We start from the raw sequence: 19,545 nt of genomic DNA, 5'->3' as shown, positions 1-19,545 counted from the left end.
GCTGTCAGCCCGCCGGCAGCAGGGTTGTGAGGGCTACCAGGCTATGAGTGCCGAGATCACTGGCGAGAGCATCGGTGGCTGCTTCGTAGAAATCCATGGCGATACGAGGCCAAATTCCAATCACCAAAGTTGGAACCATCAGGGTGAGCCCGATCACGAGTTCTCGAGGACGCATGTCATCGATGAAGGCCAAAGCTGGAATTCGTGGGCCGAAGAACACTCGCCTGCACATTGACAGGAGGTACATCGGGGTGAGCACGAGTCCAATCGCTGCAATGGCAACAGCGGTAACGCGGAACAAGGTGGTGAAATTTTCCTGACTTGTGATTCCTAGGAAAATCGTGATTTCACTGATGAATCCGCTCATGCCTGGAAGGGCAAGGGAGGCCAGGGAGCTTGCAAGAAAGAAAGCAAAAGTGATCGGAAGCACCTTTGCAAGACCGCCCATGTTTGGAATCGACAGGGTTTTGGTGCGTTCGTAGAAACAGCCTGTTACGAAGAACATGGCTGCTGCAATCAGTCCATGACTGATCATTTGGAGCATGGCACCACTCAGGCTCAGGGCATCTACCGCACCGATTCCAAGCAACACAAAGCCCATATGGCTTACTGAGCTGCAGGCGATACGCCGTTTGACATTGTCTTGAGCAAAAGCGTTCAGTGCTCCGTAGATGATGTTGACGATGCCAAGAACGATGAGGGCTGGTGCAAGAACAAGATGCGCATCGGGAAGCATCTGAACGTTGAAACGCAGAAGGGCATAACCGCCCATTTTTAAGAGCACACCAGCTAGCAACATCGACACAGGCGCATTGGCTTCTCCGTGGGCGTCTGGGAGCCATGTGTGAAGCGGAAACATCGGTAGCTTCACCCCAAAACCAATCAAGAAGCCCAGATAACAGAGCAACCCAAAGGTTCCGCCTGGCGAACGTGCTGCGAGTTCAGTCAGGTTGAGTGTGAAGGTGTCTCCGGATAGGGCTAGCGCAAGACCGCTGATCAAAATCAGGAGGGATGCGACAGCGGTGTAGAGGATGAATTTTGTGGCTGCATATTGACGATTACTTCCACCCCAGATCGCTATGAGGAGATAAACAGGCACGAGTTCTAGCTCCCAAGCGAGGAAGAACAGCAGAAAATCCTGGGAGAGGAAAACCAGCCCCTGAGCCGAGGCCTGAACGAGCAAGAGACCGAAATACAACTTGGTCTTGTGTTGAACGTTCCAGCTGGCGGCAACTGATAAGAGCGTGACCAATCCACTCAGCACAACAAGTGGTGCTGACAGGCCATCAGCGCCTAGGGACCATTCCAATCCGATCGATGGAACCCAGCTGACTCTCTCAACGAGCTGGAGACTGCTATCACTCGGGTCGAAATGCTGGCTGAAGACCACCAGCATCAGCACGAGATCGACGAGAAGGACGCCGATGGCCAGATTTCGCGGCAACGGTGATTGCTGCGAGTCATCACCTGGAAGCAATGGCATCAATAAAGCCATCGCCGCTGGTAGTAAAACGATGAGCGATAGCCAGGGGAACGCTGCCTGAGACGCAGCCGTCAGCGGCAAATTGGCGTCCATGGCATTCGCAAGATTGTGATTGAACTTATCAGCCCTTGGGGCCCTGCTGAGTAATTCTACTCAGCGTCTTTGGGGTGCCAGTGGCTCCCTGTCGTCTGAAGGTTAAGCAGTGGAGCGCGACTAGCGACGCCAGCCGCTTCCCAAGCCTTCACCATGGCATGACTCACTGCTGGCCCTCGTTCTTCTGCGCATAACGCCAAGATGCTTGGCCCCGCTCCACTGATGGCACACCCCCAGGCTCCAGCCGCTAGAGCAGCCTCTTTGACTTCCTGTCCACCTTTGATCAGTCTCCAGCGATAGGGCTCGTGTAAGCGGTCATGCATTCCATCTGAGATCAAATCGCCGTTTCCGGTCCTCAGACCTTGCAGCAGCAGGGTGAGGGCACCGAGGTTGACCACTGCGTCACCAATGGGAACCGATTTGGGCATGGCCCGCCTCGCTTCGCTGGTGCTGAGACGAATGGCTGGGATCGCAACGACTGCCTTGATGCTGTGCATCCATTCGCAACGCACCACTCGCCAGCGTTGCGACGCAGCCTTTGCTGTCATGCAAAGCCCCCCCAATAGCGAAGGCACAACATTGTCTGGGTGTCCTTCGATATCGATCGCGAGCTCCAGCAGTTTTTCTCGACTTAGTGGCTCTCCCACCAAGGCATTGGCACCGACAAGCCCCGCCACGATGGCTGTGGCGCTGCTGCCTAGTCCCCTGGCTGGAGGAACGGCTAAACGCACTCGAGCCTCGATCGCTACGGGCTCTTGGCCTGCTGCTTTCCAGACCCGCTGCGCGGCTCGATAGACGAGGTTGTCTGGCCCTCCCCGTAAATGAGCCCCCTCCTGCCCCTCGATGATCAATTCAAATCGCTCTCCATCGCCATCGATTCGACGCATAGTGAAACGGTTATTGAGATCCAGAGCAGCGCCTAGACAGTCGAATCCTGGTCCAATGTTGGCGGTGGTAGCGGGAACATCCACCACCACTGTTTGGCCGATACGCGGCTGCGCCATCCCTGCGTTTCCACTCAGGCCAGTGTCCCACTCGACTCAGCCAGTTCCCGCGCTCTGCAAGCAGCACTGAACAGACCAGCTTCCGGATCGATCACGGCACGCACCGTCAAACCTTCCAAAAAAGGCTGAAAGCGCCCCTTCTGACGCATGGCATTTAAGAAGTCCATGGACTTCAAACCATCCTGGTTTTTTTCGGCTGTTCCTCCACCGATCCACAGTCCCCCACTACACAATTCTTGTAAGGCCAGGTCACCTGCTGCTGCTCCATAGGCACTAAGCCAAAGCGTCATCGCAGCGTTCGCGAGCTGGTCGCCTGCTTTGGCGTATTGACATGTGGAAGCAGGGAGATCGTGATACTCAGGATGATCTGGTGTGTTGTATCTCCAGGCCTTGGCCTTCTCTAGAAGTGGGTGCATCGCATTGTCTGACTGCTGCAGCATCCAGTTCATGACATGCCCCAATCCGGTTCCGCTGACAACTCTCTCCACGGAGATTCGCTCGAGGGAGAGATCGCGCTTGAGCCATTGCACAAGGGTCCATTCATCGTTGCAACGGGGAGCGAACTCTCTGTGCCCCCCCTCGCTGGGTAACGCAATCAAGCCTGTCTTGCTCGGAAGTCCCCGAGCCATCCCCAAGCCTGTTCCCGCTCCAAGAATGGCGACGGGACCTTGCTCGGCTTGGCTGCTTTCGGAATCCAATCCTGATCCGGCTTGAAGCGTGATCTGCTGACTGTCGCTGAAATGCGGCAGGCCGTAGATCAGAACGGCGAAATCGTTGACGAGCTCAACGCGCTCCAAACCCGCCGATTGTTGCAACGACTCCTGGCTGATGCTCCATCCCAAATTTGTGAGTTCAGCAGCGCGGTTTTTAACCGGACCTGCGACGGCAAAGCAGCTGGTTTGAGGAGTTGAGTTGGCGTCAGGTCGTGATTGGAGGAAGTGCTTGAGCATCGAGTCGAGAGACGTCCATTCCGCCGACACGTAACGCTGGAGATGCTCTTGTTTCAGCTTGCCGTTTTGATCGCTGTAGATCGCTAATAGCGTTTTGGTGCCACCGAGATCACCGGCCAGGTAAGTGGTTGCCTGCATTGGATCGATCGGCGCATCTCAGCTGAAGGCTGATGGCTTTGATCGGAATCGACAAGTCTTCAAGAGGCTCTAGAACACTCAGTCATGAAAAAAGTCGAGAGGCAGGGGCCCCCATGTGGGGCCTGACTGTGGACCCAATTGTTGAGACTCAGCTTGATGGCCGCTGATTAAGAAGCCTTCACCCAGCCCCGCCTCTGCTCGGATGCGAATGCAACCGGTGGATTGGTTGGCTTTTAGGAAAACCCCGCTCTCAATGCGTGTTCCCTCCTCGCACTTCATGGGAGGCCAACCCATCGCCAGCTCAAGGTCGCGGAGGCATGTCATGGCGTCAGTGGACGAGGGAGCCATAACGCCAACAGTGAACCAGGCAAAGTGATGCATCTCAGCGATGAGCTCGTTTTTGAGATCCTTGCGCTCATGTGAACTCAGCTGAGGAGCACTACGAAATCGATTGAGATCGGCAAGAGACGTGATTGCTGGGTCGCTCATACCCCGATACTCCCACTGTCGGCAAAACAAAGTGATGCGAGCCGTTCTTGGTTGGCCGATTGTGCTGTCGTGACCAGGAGTTCCCTCGTGATCACGCCAAGGTCCCCATCGCGGCGGCTGCGCAGACTCGCGGCGCCCTGTTCAGCTTCTTTGGCTCCAATCACAGCAAGCACTGGGATTTTCATTTGTTCTCCCGTGCGAATCAACTTGCCAAGTCGATCTCCGCTGCGATCAATGCTGGCGCGAATACCAGCTGCTTTGAGCTGGTTTTGAAGCTCTTCCGCGTATCCCAAAACGTCATCAGTTACTGGAAGCAGCCGGATCTGTTCAGGCGCGAGCCAAAACGGAAAATCTCCCGCGTAGTTTTCGGTCATGATTCCGAAAAATCGTTCCAGTGACCCAAAAATGGCCCGGTGAATCATGATTGGGCGCTGTTTGCTGCCATCCGCTGCGATGTAGTCCAGTTCGAAGCGCTCAGGCAAGTTGAAATCAAGCTGGATGGTTGAGCACTGCCACATCCGACCAATCGCATCCTCGATTTTCAAGTCGATCTTGGGTCCGTAAAACGCTCCCCCACCCTCATCAATTTTGTAGTTCCAGCCCTTGCGCTCTAAGGCTTCGATGAGGCCTTTGGTGGCGAGATCCCAGACAGCGTCCTCTCCGATGGCTTTGTCTGGTTTTGTTGAAAGGTTGATCTCATAGTTGCTGAAATCGAATGTTGACAGGATCCGTTCTGTGAGATTCAGGATTCGCAAGATCTCATCACTGATCTGTTCGGGTAGACAAAACACGTGGGCATCGTCTTGCGTGAAGCCACGGACTCTCATCAGCCCATGCATCACCCCGGGTCGCTCGTAGCGGTAAACGGTCCCTAGCTCTGCCCATCTGATGGGGAGTTCTCTGTAGCTACGAAGTTTGCTGGCGTAGGTCAGAACGTGGAACGGACAGTTCATTGGCTTGAGCTGATACTGCCTCTCATCCACCTCCATGGGGCCAAACATGCTCTCTGCATAGAAGTCCAAGTGTCCTGAGGTCTTCCAGAGGCTGATATCCGCAACGTGTGGTGTGTAGAGGAGCTCGTAATCCCCTTCGAAGTGCGCTTGCCTCCAGAAATCTTCAATCAGAAGACGCATGCGTGCGCCCCGGGGATGCCAGAACACAAGCCCGGCTCCAGCTTCGTCTTCGATGGAGAACAGATCGAGGTCTTTGCCGAGGCGGCGATGATCACGACGCAGTGCTTCTTCTTTGCGGCGTCTGTGCTCTGACAGTTGATCGGCGGTCTCCCAGGCAGTCCCGTAAATGCGCTGCAGCTGAGCTTTTGTTTCGTCGCCACGCCAGTAAGCACCAGCGACACTTTCGAGCTCAAACGCTTTTGGATTGAGTTCGCTCGTGTTGGCCACATGCGGTCCAGCACAGAGATCCCACCATTGCTCACCCAGGGTGTAGAGCGTGATTGGCTCAACCAGTCTTTCGAGAATTTCCAGTTTGTAGGGTTCGTTTTGAGCCTTGATTCGACGTTCTGCTTCGTCACGACTGACTTCAATCCGCTCCAACGGGAGCTTGCGGCCAATAATTTTCCCCATCTCCTTCTTGATTGCCTTGAGATCGGCTTCCGTGAAGGGTTCCGGATTGTCGAAGTCGTAATAAAACCCTGATTCAGTCCAGGGACCAATGGTCACTTGGGCCTTAGGAAATAGCTTCTGAACTGCCATGGCCATCACGTGGCTCATCGAGTGGCGAATCTTCAGCAGGGTCTCGCTATCGCTGGTCTTGGGCAGAACCACAGGCGCGGTAGGGGCTGGGGTGGTTGCTGCGACGCTGCTCACCTTTTCCTGTTCAGGGCCCGCCATCCTATGGGGGTGCGTTGAAAAGGTCATGAATCAAGAGGCAAACGCTCTGCTCGAGTCGTTGTTGGACTCGTTGCTCAATGACTTCAACCACTGGTTTAAGCGTGGTCAGGAGCTTTTGGCGGCTTGTCCAGATTCAGTCTTGACTCCGGATGATCGCGAAGCGATGGGAGTTCGGATTGACGAGGGCCTCAAGGCGATTGCTGCCACAAGAGCCCTGGTCAGTGCCACCCCTGCGGCAATGGCTATCTCAATGGAGGCGATGACGCCTTGGCACCAGCTTGTGATCGAGATCTGGGGTCTCGCAGCTCGTGTGTCGGAGGCGAATGCGAAACAGTCGCTCTAGGCGCCTTGACGAAGCGTCTGAAGATTTTTTGAATAAAAACTTGCTAGCTCAGCATGGCTTTTGACGGGTTGACCGTAAGCACTGCGTCCTGAGTGGGTGGGAAAAGAAGCCCATTCCGGGGCGAGGCTGTTCATGGCTTCAGCCGTGAGACCTTTCTGATCCACTTCGTTGAGAGCTCCGCGTCTCTTGACCAGATGAAGAGCCGCTTGGTCTTGATGTTCTGGAGAGAAACTTGGCAAGTCCAATCGGCCTGAAACCTCTTGCCAGGTGGTGGGCAAAAATTGATAGGCCCCGGCCGCGGCGCTGACATAACGCTTCACGACAACCCTTTCTGGATGTTTGGAGAGATCTTCAAACTGGCCACCTCCGTAGAGGGTGCGATACCCAAGGTCGTGACCGTCCTTCCAAGTCCCTTCTGCGAAGCGAATGGTGTTGAGCAGGGCGCGTCGTTCAGGAGTGATCGAATAAGGAGATGCTTTTTGATCGGTATTGACGTCTTGTTGAAGTGCGGAAGCCAACTTTTCTGCTTGTTCAATCCTTTCGCTGGAGCGTTCAGCATGAATGCTGTGTCCTAGGCCAAGCAGTAGACCCATGCTGACAACACCGATGCCACTGGCTTGACGGAAAGTGGGTAAAACGGCGCGGGGCAGCCTGGAGAAGGAGCTCAGCAAAAGGTGACGTTCCGTAACGAGACTGCCACCTTCGTCAGGATGGGAAGCTTTTGGCGAGTCCTTTGGTACCGGCCTTGACGACTGAGTATCAGTTGTGCATGAGCAGAAACACTTAATTAATCTCTCCTCAAGACTCGCGAGACGCGCCGTTTTTGCTCGTTTTTGCTGGCATTCCTTGGATCTGGAGTCAAGGCTTCTCAGGAAGCCTTAAGTATTAGAGAATCTTTTCAAAGGCCTCCCAAATCATTAGGCCGTCAGAAAGCCCATGGCCTTGCGTACGCGATCCACGGTGGCTGTTGCCACGCCTTCAGCCCGGATACGGCCTTGTTGCAGCACGTTCTCTAATTCGGCCCGATCATCCATGAGCTCGCTATATCTGCTTTGAATCGGCTCTAAGGCGCTCACGGCGGCCTCTGCCAGCAGAGGCTTGAAGGTTCCCCAGCCCATCGCTGCGCATTCTTCAGCAACGGCTGTTCGGCCCTTGCCGCTCAGCAGCGCATAAAGGCCGAGGAGGTTGTCGGTTTCCGGTCGATCCGGGTTGCTGAATTCAAGACCCATTTGAGGGTCTGTTTTGGCCCGCTTGATCTTCTTCGTGATCAGTGCAGGTGGGTCAAGAAGCGTGATCCGACTGTTGTCGTTCGGATCGCTTTTGCTCATTTTGCTGCGGCCATCCATCAGGCTCATCACCCTCGCCCCTTCGCGCATGATCAATGGCTTGGGAACTTGCAGGAGCGGTTGATCCTCTGAGCCGAAGCGAGCGTTGATGCGTTGTTGGGCGATGTCGCGCGCTAATTCCAGATGTTGTTTCTGATCTTCCCCAACAGGCACAAGGTCTGCGTCATAGAGAAGGATGTCTGCGGCCATCAGAACTGGATAGTCAAGAAGGCCTACTGAGACGTTGTCGCCTTGCTTGACGGCTTTTTCTTTGAACTGAATCATGCGCTCCAGCCAGTTCAAGGGAGTGACGCAGTTCAGGAGCCAGCACAGCTCGCTGTGAGCTTTGACGTGACTTTGGACAAAAACGGTGGATTGATCAGGGTCGAGACCGCAAGCCAGATAAAGGGCTGCCGTGCTGAGGGTGTCCTCCGCTAAACGATTTGGTTGGTGTGGAACGGTGACGGCATGCAGATCAACGACACAAAAGAATGTGTCGTTGTCGTGCTGCAGATCCACCCAATTGCGAATGGCGCCCAACCAGTTGCCCAAATGAAGAGCACCTGTTGGTTGAACGCCGGAGAGAACCCTCGGCCGCCCCATCGATCAGGCTCCAGTCTCGGTGTTGTCGTCGCTCGCTGGCGTGGAAGTCCCATCGCTAGCGCTGGCGTCTGTTGAAGCTTCTGTCTCTGGTGAAGCCTCTGCTTCTTCTGCAGGGTCTGGTTCCGCTGCAGGTTCTGGATCAGGGGCAGGAGGTTGGGGTTTGGCTGGCCGTGCAAAAGGATCAGGACGTGGTGTCCGATTCCGTTCACCCCGATTGCCTTCTCCTCGTCCGTCTTCGGATCGTCGCCCGCCACCTTGGGCTCGTTGCTGAGCGATCAACTCAGTGAGCTGGCCGTCCTCCAGCATCTGAGCAAGAGCGCGAACGGCAAAACCCAGCACTGCAACGGTTGAACGCAGATTGAAAGCCTCTTGGAGGGCTCTCACTGCACGCATCTCGTTGTCACTGAGTCGAATACGGAATCCGCCCCCCTCTCGGTTGCCGGAATTGCGGCCGCCACGGGAGCCCCCGCCGCCCTCACCTTGTCTGCCCTGTTGACGGGAATCGCTGTTGGAATCAGTCATGGCCCGAGGCCTGGAATCAGGCGCAAGTGTGACGCATCATCGAACTCCTAGAGGCATCCTTTCTTGATCTCCGTGCTTAACCGTGGGTTCCACGGAAGGTGATCACTTGTTCTGCATAGTCTCTTGGCTCGAGGTGAATGGTGCAGCGAACGGGGCCGAACCGGGATTCAAGGCGCTCTTCTACACGCTCAGTGATCTGATGCGCTGCAATCAGGTCATCGACATCCACCACCATGTGCATATCAATGAAGACCTGTTGGCCCAGGATCCCTCTGCTGGCGATGTCATGGCAATTGAGGACTCCAGGTACACCCAACGCCTGTTCGTTGATGGCTTCAGGGGCAATCGCAATGTGATCCACAAGCCAGGGCAGGTTGTCGCGCAAAACCTGCCAGCAGACACGAATCAGAAGCACGGCAAGGGGCATGGCAAGCGCGACGTCAAGCCAGCTGATCTTGAGCAGCCAGGCCCCTGTCAGCCCCACCAGGACAATCACGGTGGTCCAGATGTCACTCGTGGTGTGATGGGCATCGGCTAGGAGCAGTGGACTGTTTAATCGGCGCCCCTCTCGTCGCTCGTAGCCGGCGAGCAGAAGATTGAAGACGAGCACTAGAAGCAGCAGCAACAGCTCCGTTGCGTTAATCCGTAGTTCAGGCAATCCCTCGGTAAGGCGTTCACTTGAGGTGATCAGGATTTCGATTGCTGTGAAAAAGATGAAGCCAGCAACCGCCAGAGCCCCAATTCCTTCGTATTTGTGATGGCCGTAGGGATGATCTCGGTCTGGTTTGGGATCCGAGAGCCCATTGGTGATCAGTCCCGTCAAGCTTGAGAGAGCATCGGTTGCGCTGTGCATTGCATCAGCAACCACAGCCAGTGATCCACTGGCTAGTCCCACCACCATCTTCAGCAACGTCATGGCCACGTTGATGGTGAGGGCCACCATTAGGACCCGTTTGACCTCATGGCGACGATCGCGGGCCATCGATGTGAGGTACAGGTCCCCTAACCATATAAATTTCTCGTTCAGAGGTCTCGTTATGAGGGACGGACTGGACGCTGCCAGTTTTCATACGTACGCAAGTGCTGGCCCTGACTAGACAGGTTGAGCTAGGAAAGCCCCAAGTTATGGATTTGTTGTGCTGATGCCGGTTCCATCAATCAGCACCATCAAGCTGATTCCATCCATCGCAGGGAAACTTGCTCTGGCTGGAGGGACCCTGGCTTTTGGAAGTTGGCTGTTCAGCGACCTGGTTCACCTCCCCGGTGGAGGCGCCGGCTTCTTGGTCTTGGGAGCTGGTTTCTGGTGGATGTCCCGTCCTTCTCGGCCTCCTCAATTTTCAGAGCCGTCCTCAATCTCTGGATGGATCCGTCGTTGTGAGGCGGTGCTGGCGCAGTTCACTGAGCTCGAGCTGGCGTTAGGTCTCGATGGTTTGCGATGTCCGCGCGAACAGGAGCTGGATCTGTTGAAAGCTCAGCATGCGCCTCTCAGTGTGGGTGTGGTCATTAGTGAGGGCGGGACTCATCCGAGCACTTCCGAGCTTCACAACGCTTTGGAGGGTTCCAATTCACTTGAGCTGTGCATCGCAAAGCCGTTGCCAGTGGTTGCTGATGCTTGGAACTGGCCTCAGGAGCTTGAGCTGCTTGATGTGATCTTGTACGGACTTCCAATGCCGCTGAGGGCAGCTGATCTTTTGCGATTGGAACAATTGCCCACGGATCGCCCCGCTTGGTTGCTCATTAAGGATTCTGTTCACGACTCTCGCGAAGCTCGACAGCAAGCCTTGAGCTGTCAATTACCCAAGCCATGGTGCGATCGACTGTTGTTTTGGAGTGGTGAGTCAGCTGATCTACGGAGAGGCTTGCATCCAGTGCGACGCCATTTTGCTCAGCCTTCTCGGAGCCGCGAGATCACCAAGCAACGCTTGTTGACCTCTCTTCATCGCCGTTGGCAAGCAGAGCTAGAGCAGTTGCGTCGTGAGCGATTCCGCTCCCTGCTTCAAAGGAGTCAGTGGATTGTGGCGGGTGTGGTGATTGCCTCCCCTGTCCCAAGCGTTGATCTTCTTGCTGTGGCTGTGGTGAACGGCTTGATGGTGAAGGAAATGGCTCAAATTTGGGGCTGCTCCTGGAGCTCTGAGGTGTTGCAGGTTGTGGCGCGCCAGTTGGGGACGGCCGCCCTTGGGCAGGGGGTTGTGGAGTGGAGTGGTCAAGCATTGCTTGGCATGGCCAAACTTGACGGTGGTACTTGGTTGGCGGCAGGGATGCTTCAAGGCCTTAGTGCTGCCTATCTCACTCGCGTAGTGGGTGCATCAATGGCTGATTGGATGGCCCTTAATGCCGGTGTTGCCCAGCCTGACCTCGATGATCTCAAGCAACAGGCCCCGCTGTTGGTTGCGAAGGCGGCAGAGCGTGAGCGAATGGATCTTCCCGGTTTTGCTGATCAGGCCAGGGCATGGCTCAAGACGAATCAATTCGCCGGCGCGTGACACAACTTCATGAATCATTCATGAAGTTGTCATGAAAAATGTTGTCGAGATAATGAGATCCGTTTGTTTCTCTTGAATTGTGGAGGCCTGTTCATCATCCTTAGCTCGATCATTTGCCCTCTTTTGAGGATGGATTGATCGATCCCGTTCTTATTTTCATCTCATGGCAACTGCCGTTCGTAGCGGTCGCTTAAGCAGCTGGCAAAGTTTTTGTCAGTGGGTCACAGATACCAACAACCGTATTTATGTCGGTTGGTTCGGTGTGCTGATGATCCCTTGTCTGCTTGCTGCTACCACTTGCTTCATCGTCGCTTTCATCGCCGCCCCTCCGGTTGATATCGACGGCATCCGCGAGCCTGTCGCTGGCTCCTTGCTTTATGGCAACAACATCATCTCTGGTGCTGTTGTTCCTTCCAGCAACGCCATTGGCTTGCACTTCTACCCAATCTGGGATGCTGCCTCACTCGACGAGTGGCTCTACAACGGTGGCACCTATCAGCTGGTTGTCTTCCACTTCCTGATCGGCATTTCGGCCTATATGGGCCGTCAGTGGGAACTTTCCTACCGCTTGGGCATGCGCCCTTGGATCTGTGTTGCATACAGCGCTCCGCTGTCTGCAGCCATGGCTGTTTTCCTGGTCTACCCCTTCGGTCAGGGTTCGTTCTCTGATGGCATGCCTTTGGGCATCTCTGGAACCTTCAACTTCATGTTGGTCTTCCAGGCTGAGCACAACATCCTGATGCACCCCTTCCACATGCTTGGAGTGGCTGGTGTCTTCGGTGGTTCACTGTTCTCCGCCATGCACGGTTCATTGGTGACCTCATCCTTGGTTCGTGAAACAACCGAGACCGAGTCCCAGAACTACGGCTATAAGTTCGGCCAAGAAGAAGAGACGTACAACATCGTGGCTGCTCACGGCTACTTCGGTCGCCTGATCTTCCAATACGCCTCGTTCAACAACAGCCGTAGCCTTCACTTCTTCCTTGCAGCCTGGCCTGTCGTCGGCATCTGGTTCACCGCCCTTGGCGTGTCAACCATGGCCTTCAACTTGAACGGCTTCAACTTCAACCAGTCCATCCTTGATAGTCAGGGCCGCGTCCTGAACACCTGGGCTGACTTGGTGAACCGTGCCGGTCTCGGCATGGAAGTGATGCACGAGCGCAACGCTCATAACTTCCCCCTCGACCTGGCAACTGTTGAGTCCACACCTGTGGCTCTTCAGGCACCTGCAATCGGTTGATCTGGAACCCCTTCAAAGTTCAGATCAACTGAACTAGAAAGCCCCCTCCTCACGGAGGGGGCTTTTTTGTGCCTGGATTCGTCAAGTTCTGTTTTTCAGTAGCACTGTGTTGAGGCAGCATGAAAAGCACCCTCAAAATAGATCCGTGAAGCTCAAGACATTCGTCATCGTATTGGCGACCATGTGTCTGACTATGAGCCTGTCGCTCTCTGGTTCTGCTTCAGAACAAGGTGTCATCCAAGGAGGATGGTATCCCTGGAGGCCATATCAATACCTAGAAGAAATCAATTTTGATCGCCGTCAGCTCACTGGTCTGGACGTTCAGTTGTTCAGGGAAGTTTTCGAAAAAGAACTTGGATTCATCCTTAAACTTCCTCAAGTTACCTGGAACATTCATCAAGAAGATATTCGGCAAGGAATTCGTGATGTAGCAGGAGGGGCTTTTGCAACTCCACAGCGCGAACGCTATGCCTACTTTTCGACTCCCTATCGAAGTGAAGATATTATCTTAATTAGCAGAAGAAGCGAGCCGAATGCGGTCGCAATGCTTAAGCCTGAAGTCTTTAAAACGTCGTTTTTAGATAGCAACCTTCGTCTTGGAGTCGTGTCGGGGTATTACTATGGCGAGGAAATCGATACTTTCATTGCAGATCCATCTAATCAAAGGCGTTGGACTTCAGCTGGTTCACACTTAGAAAATATTCAAAATCTGATCAAAGGGAGAGTAGACCTGGTTCCAATTGATCGCCTAGTGGGTGGAAATTTACTGTGGGAAGAGTCTTTAAACCGAGAATTGATCGCAGGTAACAATTATATTTTTTCAGGACCAATCGTCGCTCTTTTTAGTCGGGCCAGTACATCACCAGAGCTTGTTACAGCGTTCGATCAAGCCATGCAAAGAATCAAGGATGATGGGCGATATAACCGAATAGTTCGAGATTATCTCTTCCCCTCATTACTAGGAATGACAGCTGGACAGCCTTGGTTTTTCGCTTTGGAAACCATCGGTACAGCAGCTTTTGCTTTTTCTGGCGTACTTCTAGCTTGGAAAGATCGTTTCAGTATATTTGGAGCTCTTGTTTTAGCCAGTCTTCCCGCTTTTGGCGGAGGAATCTTAAGAGATCTGATCGCGAATGCAGGCCAGGTAGCGGTGCTTCAGTCGACTCACAATCTCATCATTGTGATTGCGCTTGTTCTGCTCAGTCACATCACGATGAGGTTGCCTAAATTGCGTGGAATTCCACGTTTGCTGTCGAAAACACATTTCGGAGAGAATGCTATTCAGGCTTTGGATGCCATTGGCTTGGCGACATTCACAGTGACTGGGGTCATCGTCGCAGTAGAAGAGCAATGCTATCCATTGCTCTTATGGGGCCCAGTTTTCAGTGCCATGACGGGAGCGGGTGGAGCCATCATTCGCGATGTAGTTCGAGGTGACGCAAGCCACCCGACCCTTCGACGTGAGCTATATGCTGAAATCTCATTGCTTTGGGGGCTGGTTCTTGCAGTGTTTATTTCTCTTTATGCCAATTCAAATAATATATACCCTGGGCCAATTAGCCTTGCTGTCTTGGTTACAACTTTGGGATGCTTGTTCACTCGATTATTTGCAATCCACTATAAGATAAAAGCCTCCTCATTCATGCAAAGAATGTGACCATTCCATTCGCTCTGCTGGTAATATGATTTTGATTGATTACGAGTTGGAAAAAGCTTTGGATTTTTTCGTGCAGGTTTCACTTTGCGCGCGGCTAAGTAATTTTTTAAATTTTAGTGCAAAATATGCTTAGGGTTGTTGACTATATCATTAAATAAGTCATTTTTCTCCTTGCGTGTAACGAAGGACTCAGGAATCGCGCATTCTGGTTGTTGCAACAACCCTTAGAGCCATGGGTTTCTTTACGGCACTCACCGATGCCATGAGCAGCAGGAAGTCGCTTCTTGTGACTGGCCTCGACCCAAATCCAGAAATGCTCCGCAGCTGGGCTGGCCTTCGTGGTCTTGGGGGAAGCTCGCTGCTCAGTCAGGCGCGCTCATGGTGCAAGTCAGTGATTGAAGCCACATCTGACCATGTTTGTGCTTACAAACCAAGCCTTGGTTTTTATCAGGCGATGGGTTCAGCAGGTGTGGAACTGTTGTTGGAGGTGCGTGAACTGCTTCCCCCAGATTTGCCATTAATCATCGATATCAAGCACGGAGATCTCAACAGTTCCAGTGCAGTCGCGGCCTATCTGTTCAAAACCCTGCATGCCGACGCGGTCACTCTCAACCCCCTCGCCGGTCAGGACATCGCTGCTCCGTTCCTCCTGTATCCAGGCAAAGGGGTCTTGATCAACTGCCACAGCTCCAACCCTGCGGCCGTCGCCCTACAACACCATCCCAACGAAAGCGATCCTTTTTATTTAAAGGTTGTGCGCGAAAGCCAGAGCTGGGGGACACCAGATCAGCTGCTGCTCGAAGTTGGCACGAGCGATCCGTTGATTTTGGGGCATGTGCGTCAAGCAGCGCCTGAACGATTTGTCATGCTCCGCTCGCTTTGGGGTGAGGAAGGAAATCTGCAACGTCTGATGGCCAGCGGACTTAATTCGGCGGGGGATGGGTTGCTGCTACCTCTGCCGCAAAATCTTTTAAACGAAACCGATATCAACGAGCAGACCGCTGCGCTTAAAGAGCGAATTAATCGGATGCGCCAAGACCATCTCCAGCAGCAGCCATCAATCGTGGAACAAGAATCCGAGCAGTGCAGAATTTGGCCTCACGCTGATCAACCTTCTACTGGTGTTGCAACGTCGGCAGCGGCTTCGGCAGCTGCCGAGCTGATTGACTCTGAGCTCCGTGATCTTGTGATTGATCTGTTTGATATTCGCTGCTTGCTTTTTGGGGAGTTCGTGCAGGCCAGCGGTGCTGTTTTCAACTACTACGTGGATCTGAGGCAGATCATTTCTGACCCTGCGCTCTTTCATCGCGTGCTCGATTGCTATGCCCAGGTTCTACGCCCACTGCAGTTTGACCGAATTGCCGGGATTCCTTATGGATCCTTGCCTACGGCAACAGGCCTTTCTCTGCAATTGCATAAGCCCCTGATCTATCCACGCAAAGAGGTCAAGGCCCATGGAACTAGGCGCTTGGTGGAAGGAGAATTCAATGAGGGTGAGACCGTGGCAGTCGTTGATGACATCCTGATTACTGGCAGTAGCGTCCTTGAGGGAATTGGCAAGCTCGAGTCTTCCGGTTTGAAAGTGAGTGATGTAGTGGTGTTCCTTGACCATGGCGGCGTCCATGACACCCGTGCCAGGCAGCGCCTGGAGTCCAATGGTTTACGGCTACAGGCCGTGCTCACTTTGGACACCATCAGTGAAGTCTTGGAAACTGCAGGTCGGATCAGCACCCAACAGGCACAAGTGCTCCGTCATTCAGGGAAGTGATCAGCTGCGCTGATCATTTGGATCAAGAGCCCTCACTGCGGGATTGTGTCAGCAGCGCAATCTTCCGTTACATTACGTAAGTCGGGTTAACCGACCTTCTTTATTCGCCACCGGGATTCATCCCACAGGCTCCTTTCCGTTCTCATGACTACCACCATCCAGCAGCGCTCCGGCGCTAACGGCTGGCAGCAGTTCTGTGAGTGGGTCACCTCCACCAACAACCGTCTTTATGTCGGTTGGTTCGGTGTGTTGATGATCCCCACACTGCTTGCCGCTACCACTTGCTTCATCGTTGCTTTTATCGCCGCTCCTCCGGTTGATATCGACGGCATCCGCGAGCCTGTTGCAGGTTCACTGATGTATGGCAACAACATCATCTCTGGTGCTGTTGTTCCTTCCAGCAACGCCATTGGCTTGCACTTCTACCCAATCTGGGAAGCTGCCTCACTCGACGAGTGGCTCTACAACGGCGGTCCTTTCCAACTGGTTGTGTTCCACTTCCTGATCGGCATCTACGCCTATATGGGACGTGAGTGGGAACTTTCCTACCGCTTGGGCATGCGCCCTTGGATCTGTGTTGCATACAGCGCACCTGTTGCTGCTGCATCTGCAGTGTTCCTGGTCTACCCCTTCGGTCAGGGTTCTTTCTCTGACGCCATGCCTTTGGGCATCTCTGGAACCTTCAACTACATGTTGGTCTTCCAGGCTGAGCACAACATCCTGATGCACCCCTTCCACATGCTTGGTGTGGCTGGTGTCTTCGGTGGTTCACTGTTCTCCGCCATGCACGGTTCATTGGTGACCTCATCCTTGGTTCGTGAAACAACCGAGACCGAGTCCCAGAACTACGGCTATAAGTTCGGCCAAGAAGAAGAGACGTACAACATCGTGGCTGCTCACGGCTACTTCGGTCGCCTGATCTTCCAATACGCCTCGTTCAACAACAGCCGTAGCCTTCACTTCTTCCTTGCAGCCTGGCCTGTCGTCGGCATCTGGTTCACCGCCCTTGGCGTGTCAACCATGGCCTTCAACTTGAACGGCTTCAACTTCAACCAGTCCATCCTTGATGGTCAGGGCCGCGTCCTGAACACCTGGGCCGACGTCTTGAACCGTGCCGGACTTGGCATGGAAGTGATGCACGAGCGCAACGCTCATAACTTCCCCCTCGACCTGGCAGCTGCTGAGTCCACACCTGTGGCACTTCAAGCACCTGCAATCGGTTGATCTGGAACCCCTTCAAAGTTCAGATCAACTGAACTAGAAAGCCCCCTCCTCACGGTGGGGGCTTTTTTGTGCTTTGGTTAGAGCCTCAAGGGACATCGCTCAATGCAAATCAAAGCGATCGAGCTCCATAACTTTGACCCAGGCCGCAACAAAATCCCTCACAAAGCGCTCCTGGCCATCGTTTTGGGCGTAGACCTCGGCAATGGCGCGCAGTTGACTATTTGATCCAAAGACCAAATCCACCCTGCTCGCTGTCCAACGTGGTTCACCCGTGTTGCGATCACTGCCGATGTAGCTGTCGTTGCTGTTGTTGGTCGGCGTCCAAGCCGTGCTCATATCAAGCAGATTCGTAAAGAAATCCGTGCTGAGCACCCCAGTGCGTTGTGTCAACACACCTTGTTGGTTGCCGCCGGTATTGGCACCAAGCACGCGCAGTCCTGCCACCAGTACTGTCATCTCAGGTGCACTGAGTGACAGAAGTTGGGCTTTGTCTAAGAGCAACTCCTCACCACGGATCGCCATATCCGCTCGTTTCCAATTTCTAAAGCCATCTGCAATGGGTTTGAGTGCGTTGAATGAGGCGCTGTCTGTTTGTTCTGCGCTTGCATCGCCTCGGCCGGGTTGAAATGGCACCGTGACAGGGTGCCCCCCATCGGCTGCTGCTTTTTCGATTGCGGTGCCTCCACCGAGCACGATTAAATCGGCTATGGAGACATGCTTCCCTTCGGAAGAAGCTCGATGAAAAGAGTCCTGAATGCTCTCAAGCTGTGGGATTACACGCTTGAGTGTTTCCGGGTTGTTGACGTCCCAGCTGTTCTGCGGAGAGAGTCGGATGCGACCACCATTGGCGCCTCCGCGTCGATCTGAATTTCGGAAGGTGGAGGCTGAGGCCCAAGCGGTGGAGACCAAGTCTTGAACGCTGAGATTGGCCTCAAGGATTTGTTGCTTCAGTGAAGCAATCTCAGTGGCGTTGATGAGTGGGTGATCTACTGCTGGGATGGGGTCTTGCCAGATCAGAATCTCGGTGGGTATATCGGGGCCTAGATACAACGCACGAGGCCCCAAATCTCGGTGGGTGAGTTTGAACCAAGCTCGTGAGAATGCCTTGGCAAAGGCTTCTTGATCTTGGTGGAATCGCCGCGCAATCGGTTCCATGATTGGATCGTGGCGCAGAGAGAGATCGGCTGTGGTCATGATCGGAGCCGAAAATGTCCCGGCGATATGGGCATCGGGAATCATGTGCTCTGGTTGCACGTCTTTCGCGACCCATTGCCATGCACCCGCTGGACTTTTCGTGAGTTTCCAGTCGTAGGTGAACATCATTTGGAAATAGCCCTGATCCCAACGCGTGGGATGGGGTTTCCAAGCCCCTTCAATTCCGCTGGTGATGGTGTGTTCTGCTTTACCAGTTTCGAAACGATTGCTCCAGCCCAGGCCTTGGGCTTCGAGTGCGGCTCCCTCTGGATCGACGCCCAGATGATCAGCGTTTGCTGCTCCATGGCATTTCCCGAACGTATGGCCACCAGCGACGAGCGCAACGGTTTCTTCTGGATTCATGCCCATCCGGGCAAAGGTTTCACGAACGTCTTTGCCTGCTGCGATCGGATCTGGATTGCCATGGGGTCCTTCGGGGTTGACGTAGATCAACCCCATCTCCACCGCTGCGAGCGGCTGGTCGAGTGCCCCTGCATCGTCATGACGTTCGTCAGCGAGCCACTGTGTTTCTTTGCCCCAGAACACGTCGTCTTCCGGTTCCCAAATGTCTGTGCGCCCCCCTCCAAACCCAAAGGTCTGGAACCCCATCGATTCCAGAGCGATGTTCCCCGTGAGAATGATCAAATCAGCCCAGGAGATGCTGTTGCCGTACTTGCGTTTGATGGGCCAGAGCAAACGTCGGGCTTTGTCCAGGTTGGTGTTGTCCGGCCAGCTGTTCAGTGGTGCAAAGCGTTGATTGCCATGGCCGGCACCGCCACGGCCATCGCCAATGCGGTATGTGCCTGCGCTGTGCCAGGCCATGCGGATAAATAAGGCGCCGTAATGCCCCCAGTCGGCGGGCCACCACTCTTTGGAGTCCCTCATCAGGGTGTGGAGGTCAGCTTTGAGCGCTTCAAAATCTAGTTTTGAAAAGGCTGTGGCGTAATCGAAGTCCTCTCCGAGTGGATTGGCCGATGGATGGTGTTGATGCAGGATCCTGAGATCGATTTGATTCGGCCACCACTGTTGATTGCCAGTGTGTCCATCAGGAGTCGTGGCCCCTGTGTGGCCGCTAAAAGGGCACTTCAGATCAGCCATGGCCAGTGGTAGTGGTGTTGCTTGGTTCCTGTCTCCTCGAGATTATGCATAGACAAGACTTCCGCCCACATCGTCTGGGCG

16 protein-coding genes are annotated in these 19,545 nt (G+C 54.1%); 6 read left to right on the top strand and 10 right to left on the bottom strand.

The genetic code is table 11. From position 1 onward, the window contains the following. Positions 1 to 4: 4 nt before the first annotated feature. The 5 genes from SynSYN20_RS09580 to thrS form a co-directional block, all read right to left on the bottom strand. Entirely contained in the window at positions 5 to 1,576 is a 1,572-nt protein-coding gene (locus SynSYN20_RS09580; RefSeq protein ID WP_186523298.1) for an NAD(P)H-quinone oxidoreductase subunit 4, read from the bottom strand. 56 nt (positions 1,577 to 1,632) lie between these two features. Then, a complete protein-coding gene (gene thrB, locus SynSYN20_RS09575) occupies positions 1,633 to 2,580 on the bottom strand; it encodes a homoserine kinase (protein ID WP_186523296.1) in 948 nt (315 codons plus the stop codon). Positions 2,581 to 2,594: 14 nt separating this feature from the next. Continuing rightward, the gene (locus SynSYN20_RS09570) at positions 2,595 to 3,668 is read right to left on the bottom strand and encodes a glucokinase (protein ID WP_186523294.1); all 1,074 of its coding nucleotides are present in this window, start codon (positions 3,666 to 3,668) and stop codon (positions 2,595 to 2,597) included. Positions 3,669 to 3,746: 78 nt separating this feature from the next. Beyond that, a complete protein-coding gene (locus tag SynSYN20_RS09565; RefSeq protein ID WP_186523292.1) occupies positions 3,747 to 4,157 on the bottom strand; it encodes a DUF1824 family protein in 411 nt (136 codons plus the stop codon). Beyond that, positions 4,154 to 6,007 (bottom strand): threonine--tRNA ligase, encoded by a 1,854-nt coding sequence (gene thrS / locus SynSYN20_RS09560; RefSeq protein WP_186525571.1) that lies wholly within the window; start codon positions 6,005 to 6,007, stop codon positions 4,154 to 4,156. The genes SynSYN20_RS09565 and thrS overlap by 4 nt, the downstream gene beginning before the upstream one ends. Before the next feature lie 25 nt (positions 6,008 to 6,032). On the opposite strand from thrS, the gene SynSYN20_RS09555 reads away from it, so the two are divergent. Beyond that, the gene (locus SynSYN20_RS09555) at positions 6,033 to 6,350 is read left to right on the top strand and encodes a DUF2605 family protein (RefSeq protein WP_186523290.1); all 318 of its coding nucleotides are present in this window, start codon (positions 6,033 to 6,035) and stop codon (positions 6,348 to 6,350) included. Here the strand turns inward: SynSYN20_RS09555 and SynSYN20_RS09550 are convergent. The 4 genes from SynSYN20_RS09550 to SynSYN20_RS09535 form a co-directional block, all read right to left on the bottom strand. Continuing rightward, positions 6,347 to 7,021, bottom strand: a complete 675-nt coding sequence (locus tag SynSYN20_RS09550) for a glycoside hydrolase family 104 protein (RefSeq protein WP_186523289.1) — start codon at positions 7,019 to 7,021, stop codon at positions 6,347 to 6,349. The two genes, SynSYN20_RS09555 and SynSYN20_RS09550, sit on opposite strands and share 4 nt — an antisense overlap. 246 nt (positions 7,022 to 7,267) lie before the next feature. Further along, positions 7,268 to 8,278: a tryptophan--tRNA ligase gene (gene trpS, locus SynSYN20_RS09545; protein WP_186523287.1), complete on the bottom strand. Its 1,011-nt coding sequence runs from the start codon at positions 8,276 to 8,278 to the stop codon at positions 7,268 to 7,270. Positions 8,279 to 8,281: 3 nt separating this feature from the next. Next, positions 8,282 to 8,800 (bottom strand): hypothetical protein, encoded by a 519-nt coding sequence (locus tag SynSYN20_RS09540; RefSeq protein WP_186523285.1) that lies wholly within the window; start codon positions 8,798 to 8,800, stop codon positions 8,282 to 8,284. A gap of 76 nt (positions 8,801 to 8,876) precedes the next feature. Continuing rightward, positions 8,877 to 9,782 (bottom strand): cation diffusion facilitator family transporter, encoded by a 906-nt coding sequence (locus SynSYN20_RS09535; protein WP_186523283.1) that lies wholly within the window; start codon positions 9,780 to 9,782, stop codon positions 8,877 to 8,879. A gap of 160 nt (positions 9,783 to 9,942) precedes the next feature. Between SynSYN20_RS09535 and SynSYN20_RS09530 the strand changes: the two genes are divergently transcribed. The 5 genes from SynSYN20_RS09530 (at position 9,943) to psbA (SynSYN20_RS09510) (ending at position 17,172) form a co-directional block, all read left to right on the top strand. Beyond that, the gene (locus SynSYN20_RS09530) at positions 9,943 to 11,283 is read left to right on the top strand and encodes a YcjF family protein (protein WP_186523281.1); all 1,341 of its coding nucleotides are present in this window, start codon (positions 9,943 to 9,945) and stop codon (positions 11,281 to 11,283) included. 163 nt (positions 11,284 to 11,446) lie between these two features. Next, positions 11,447 to 12,523: a photosystem II q(b) protein gene (gene psbA, locus SynSYN20_RS09525; protein ID WP_186523279.1), complete on the top strand. Its 1,077-nt coding sequence runs from the start codon at positions 11,447 to 11,449 to the stop codon at positions 12,521 to 12,523. A gap of 145 nt (positions 12,524 to 12,668) precedes the next feature. Next, positions 12,669 to 14,180: a TRIC cation channel family protein gene (locus tag SynSYN20_RS09520; RefSeq protein ID WP_255476232.1), complete on the top strand. Its 1,512-nt coding sequence runs from the start codon at positions 12,669 to 12,671 to the stop codon at positions 14,178 to 14,180. Positions 14,181 to 14,412: 232 nt separating this feature from the next. Further along, positions 14,413 to 15,948: a bifunctional orotidine-5'-phosphate decarboxylase/orotate phosphoribosyltransferase gene (locus tag SynSYN20_RS09515; RefSeq protein WP_186523277.1), complete on the top strand. Its 1,536-nt coding sequence runs from the start codon at positions 14,413 to 14,415 to the stop codon at positions 15,946 to 15,948. A gap of 144 nt (positions 15,949 to 16,092) precedes the next feature. Beyond that, positions 16,093 to 17,172 carry a photosystem II q(b) protein gene (gene psbA, locus SynSYN20_RS09510; protein ID WP_006854385.1) on the top strand — a complete coding sequence of 360 codons (1,080 nt, stop codon included), beginning with the start codon at positions 16,093 to 16,095 and terminating at the stop codon, positions 17,170 to 17,172. A gap of 99 nt (positions 17,173 to 17,271) precedes the next feature. Here psbA (SynSYN20_RS09510) and katG read toward each other — a convergent pair whose 3' ends face one another. Further along, complete coding sequence (katG, locus tag SynSYN20_RS09505) at positions 17,272 to 19,464, bottom strand: catalase/peroxidase HPI (protein ID WP_186523275.1); 2,193 nt, start codon at positions 19,462 to 19,464, stop codon at positions 17,272 to 17,274. Positions 19,465 to 19,545 lie beyond the last annotated feature (81 nt).

The sequence above is a fragment of the Synechococcus sp. SYN20 genome (assembly GCF_014279555.1).
In the GTDB taxonomy this organism is placed as follows: Bacteria; Cyanobacteriota; Cyanobacteriia; order PCC-6307; family Cyanobiaceae; genus Synechococcus_C.
This window is presented reverse-complemented; position numbering and strand designations above follow the sequence as displayed.

Excerpts from the sequence above, each read along its gene's own strand:
- SynSYN20_RS09580 (WP_186523298.1), bottom strand. The coding sequence starts at position 1,576 with ATGGACGCCAATTTGCCGCTGACGGCTGCGTCTCAGGCAGCGTTCCCC.
- thrB (WP_186523296.1), bottom strand. The coding sequence starts at position 2,580 with ATGGCGCAGCCGCGTATCGGCCAAACAGTGGTGGTGGATGTTCCCGCT.
- SynSYN20_RS09570 (WP_186523294.1), bottom strand. The coding sequence starts at position 3,668 with ATGCAGGCAACCACTTACCTGGCCGGTGATCTCGGTGGCACCAAAACG.
- SynSYN20_RS09565 (WP_186523292.1), bottom strand. The coding sequence starts at position 4,157 with ATGAGCGACCCAGCAATCACGTCTCTTGCCGATCTCAATCGATTTCGT.
- thrS (WP_186525571.1), bottom strand. The coding sequence starts at position 6,007 with ATGGCGGGCCCTGAACAGGAAAAGGTGAGCAGCGTCGCAGCAACCACC.
- SynSYN20_RS09555 (WP_186523290.1), top strand. The coding sequence starts at position 6,033 with ATGAATCAAGAGGCAAACGCTCTGCTCGAGTCGTTGTTGGACTCGTTG.
- trpS (WP_186523287.1), bottom strand. The coding sequence starts at position 8,278 with ATGGGGCGGCCGAGGGTTCTCTCCGGCGTTCAACCAACAGGTGCTCTT.
- SynSYN20_RS09540 (WP_186523285.1), bottom strand. The coding sequence starts at position 8,800 with ATGACTGATTCCAACAGCGATTCCCGTCAACAGGGCAGACAAGGTGAG.
- SynSYN20_RS09535 (WP_186523283.1), bottom strand. The coding sequence starts at position 9,782 with ATGGCCCGCGATCGTCGCCATGAGGTCAAACGGGTCCTAATGGTGGCC.
- SynSYN20_RS09530 (WP_186523281.1), top strand. The coding sequence starts at position 9,943 with ATGCCGGTTCCATCAATCAGCACCATCAAGCTGATTCCATCCATCGCA.
- psbA (WP_186523279.1), top strand. The coding sequence starts at position 11,447 with ATGGCAACTGCCGTTCGTAGCGGTCGCTTAAGCAGCTGGCAAAGTTTT.
- SynSYN20_RS09515 (WP_186523277.1), top strand. The coding sequence starts at position 14,413 with ATGGGTTTCTTTACGGCACTCACCGATGCCATGAGCAGCAGGAAGTCG.
- psbA (WP_006854385.1), top strand. The coding sequence starts at position 16,093 with ATGACTACCACCATCCAGCAGCGCTCCGGCGCTAACGGCTGGCAGCAG.
- katG (WP_186523275.1), bottom strand. The coding sequence starts at position 19,464 with ATGGCTGATCTGAAGTGCCCTTTTAGCGGCCACACAGGGGCCACGACT.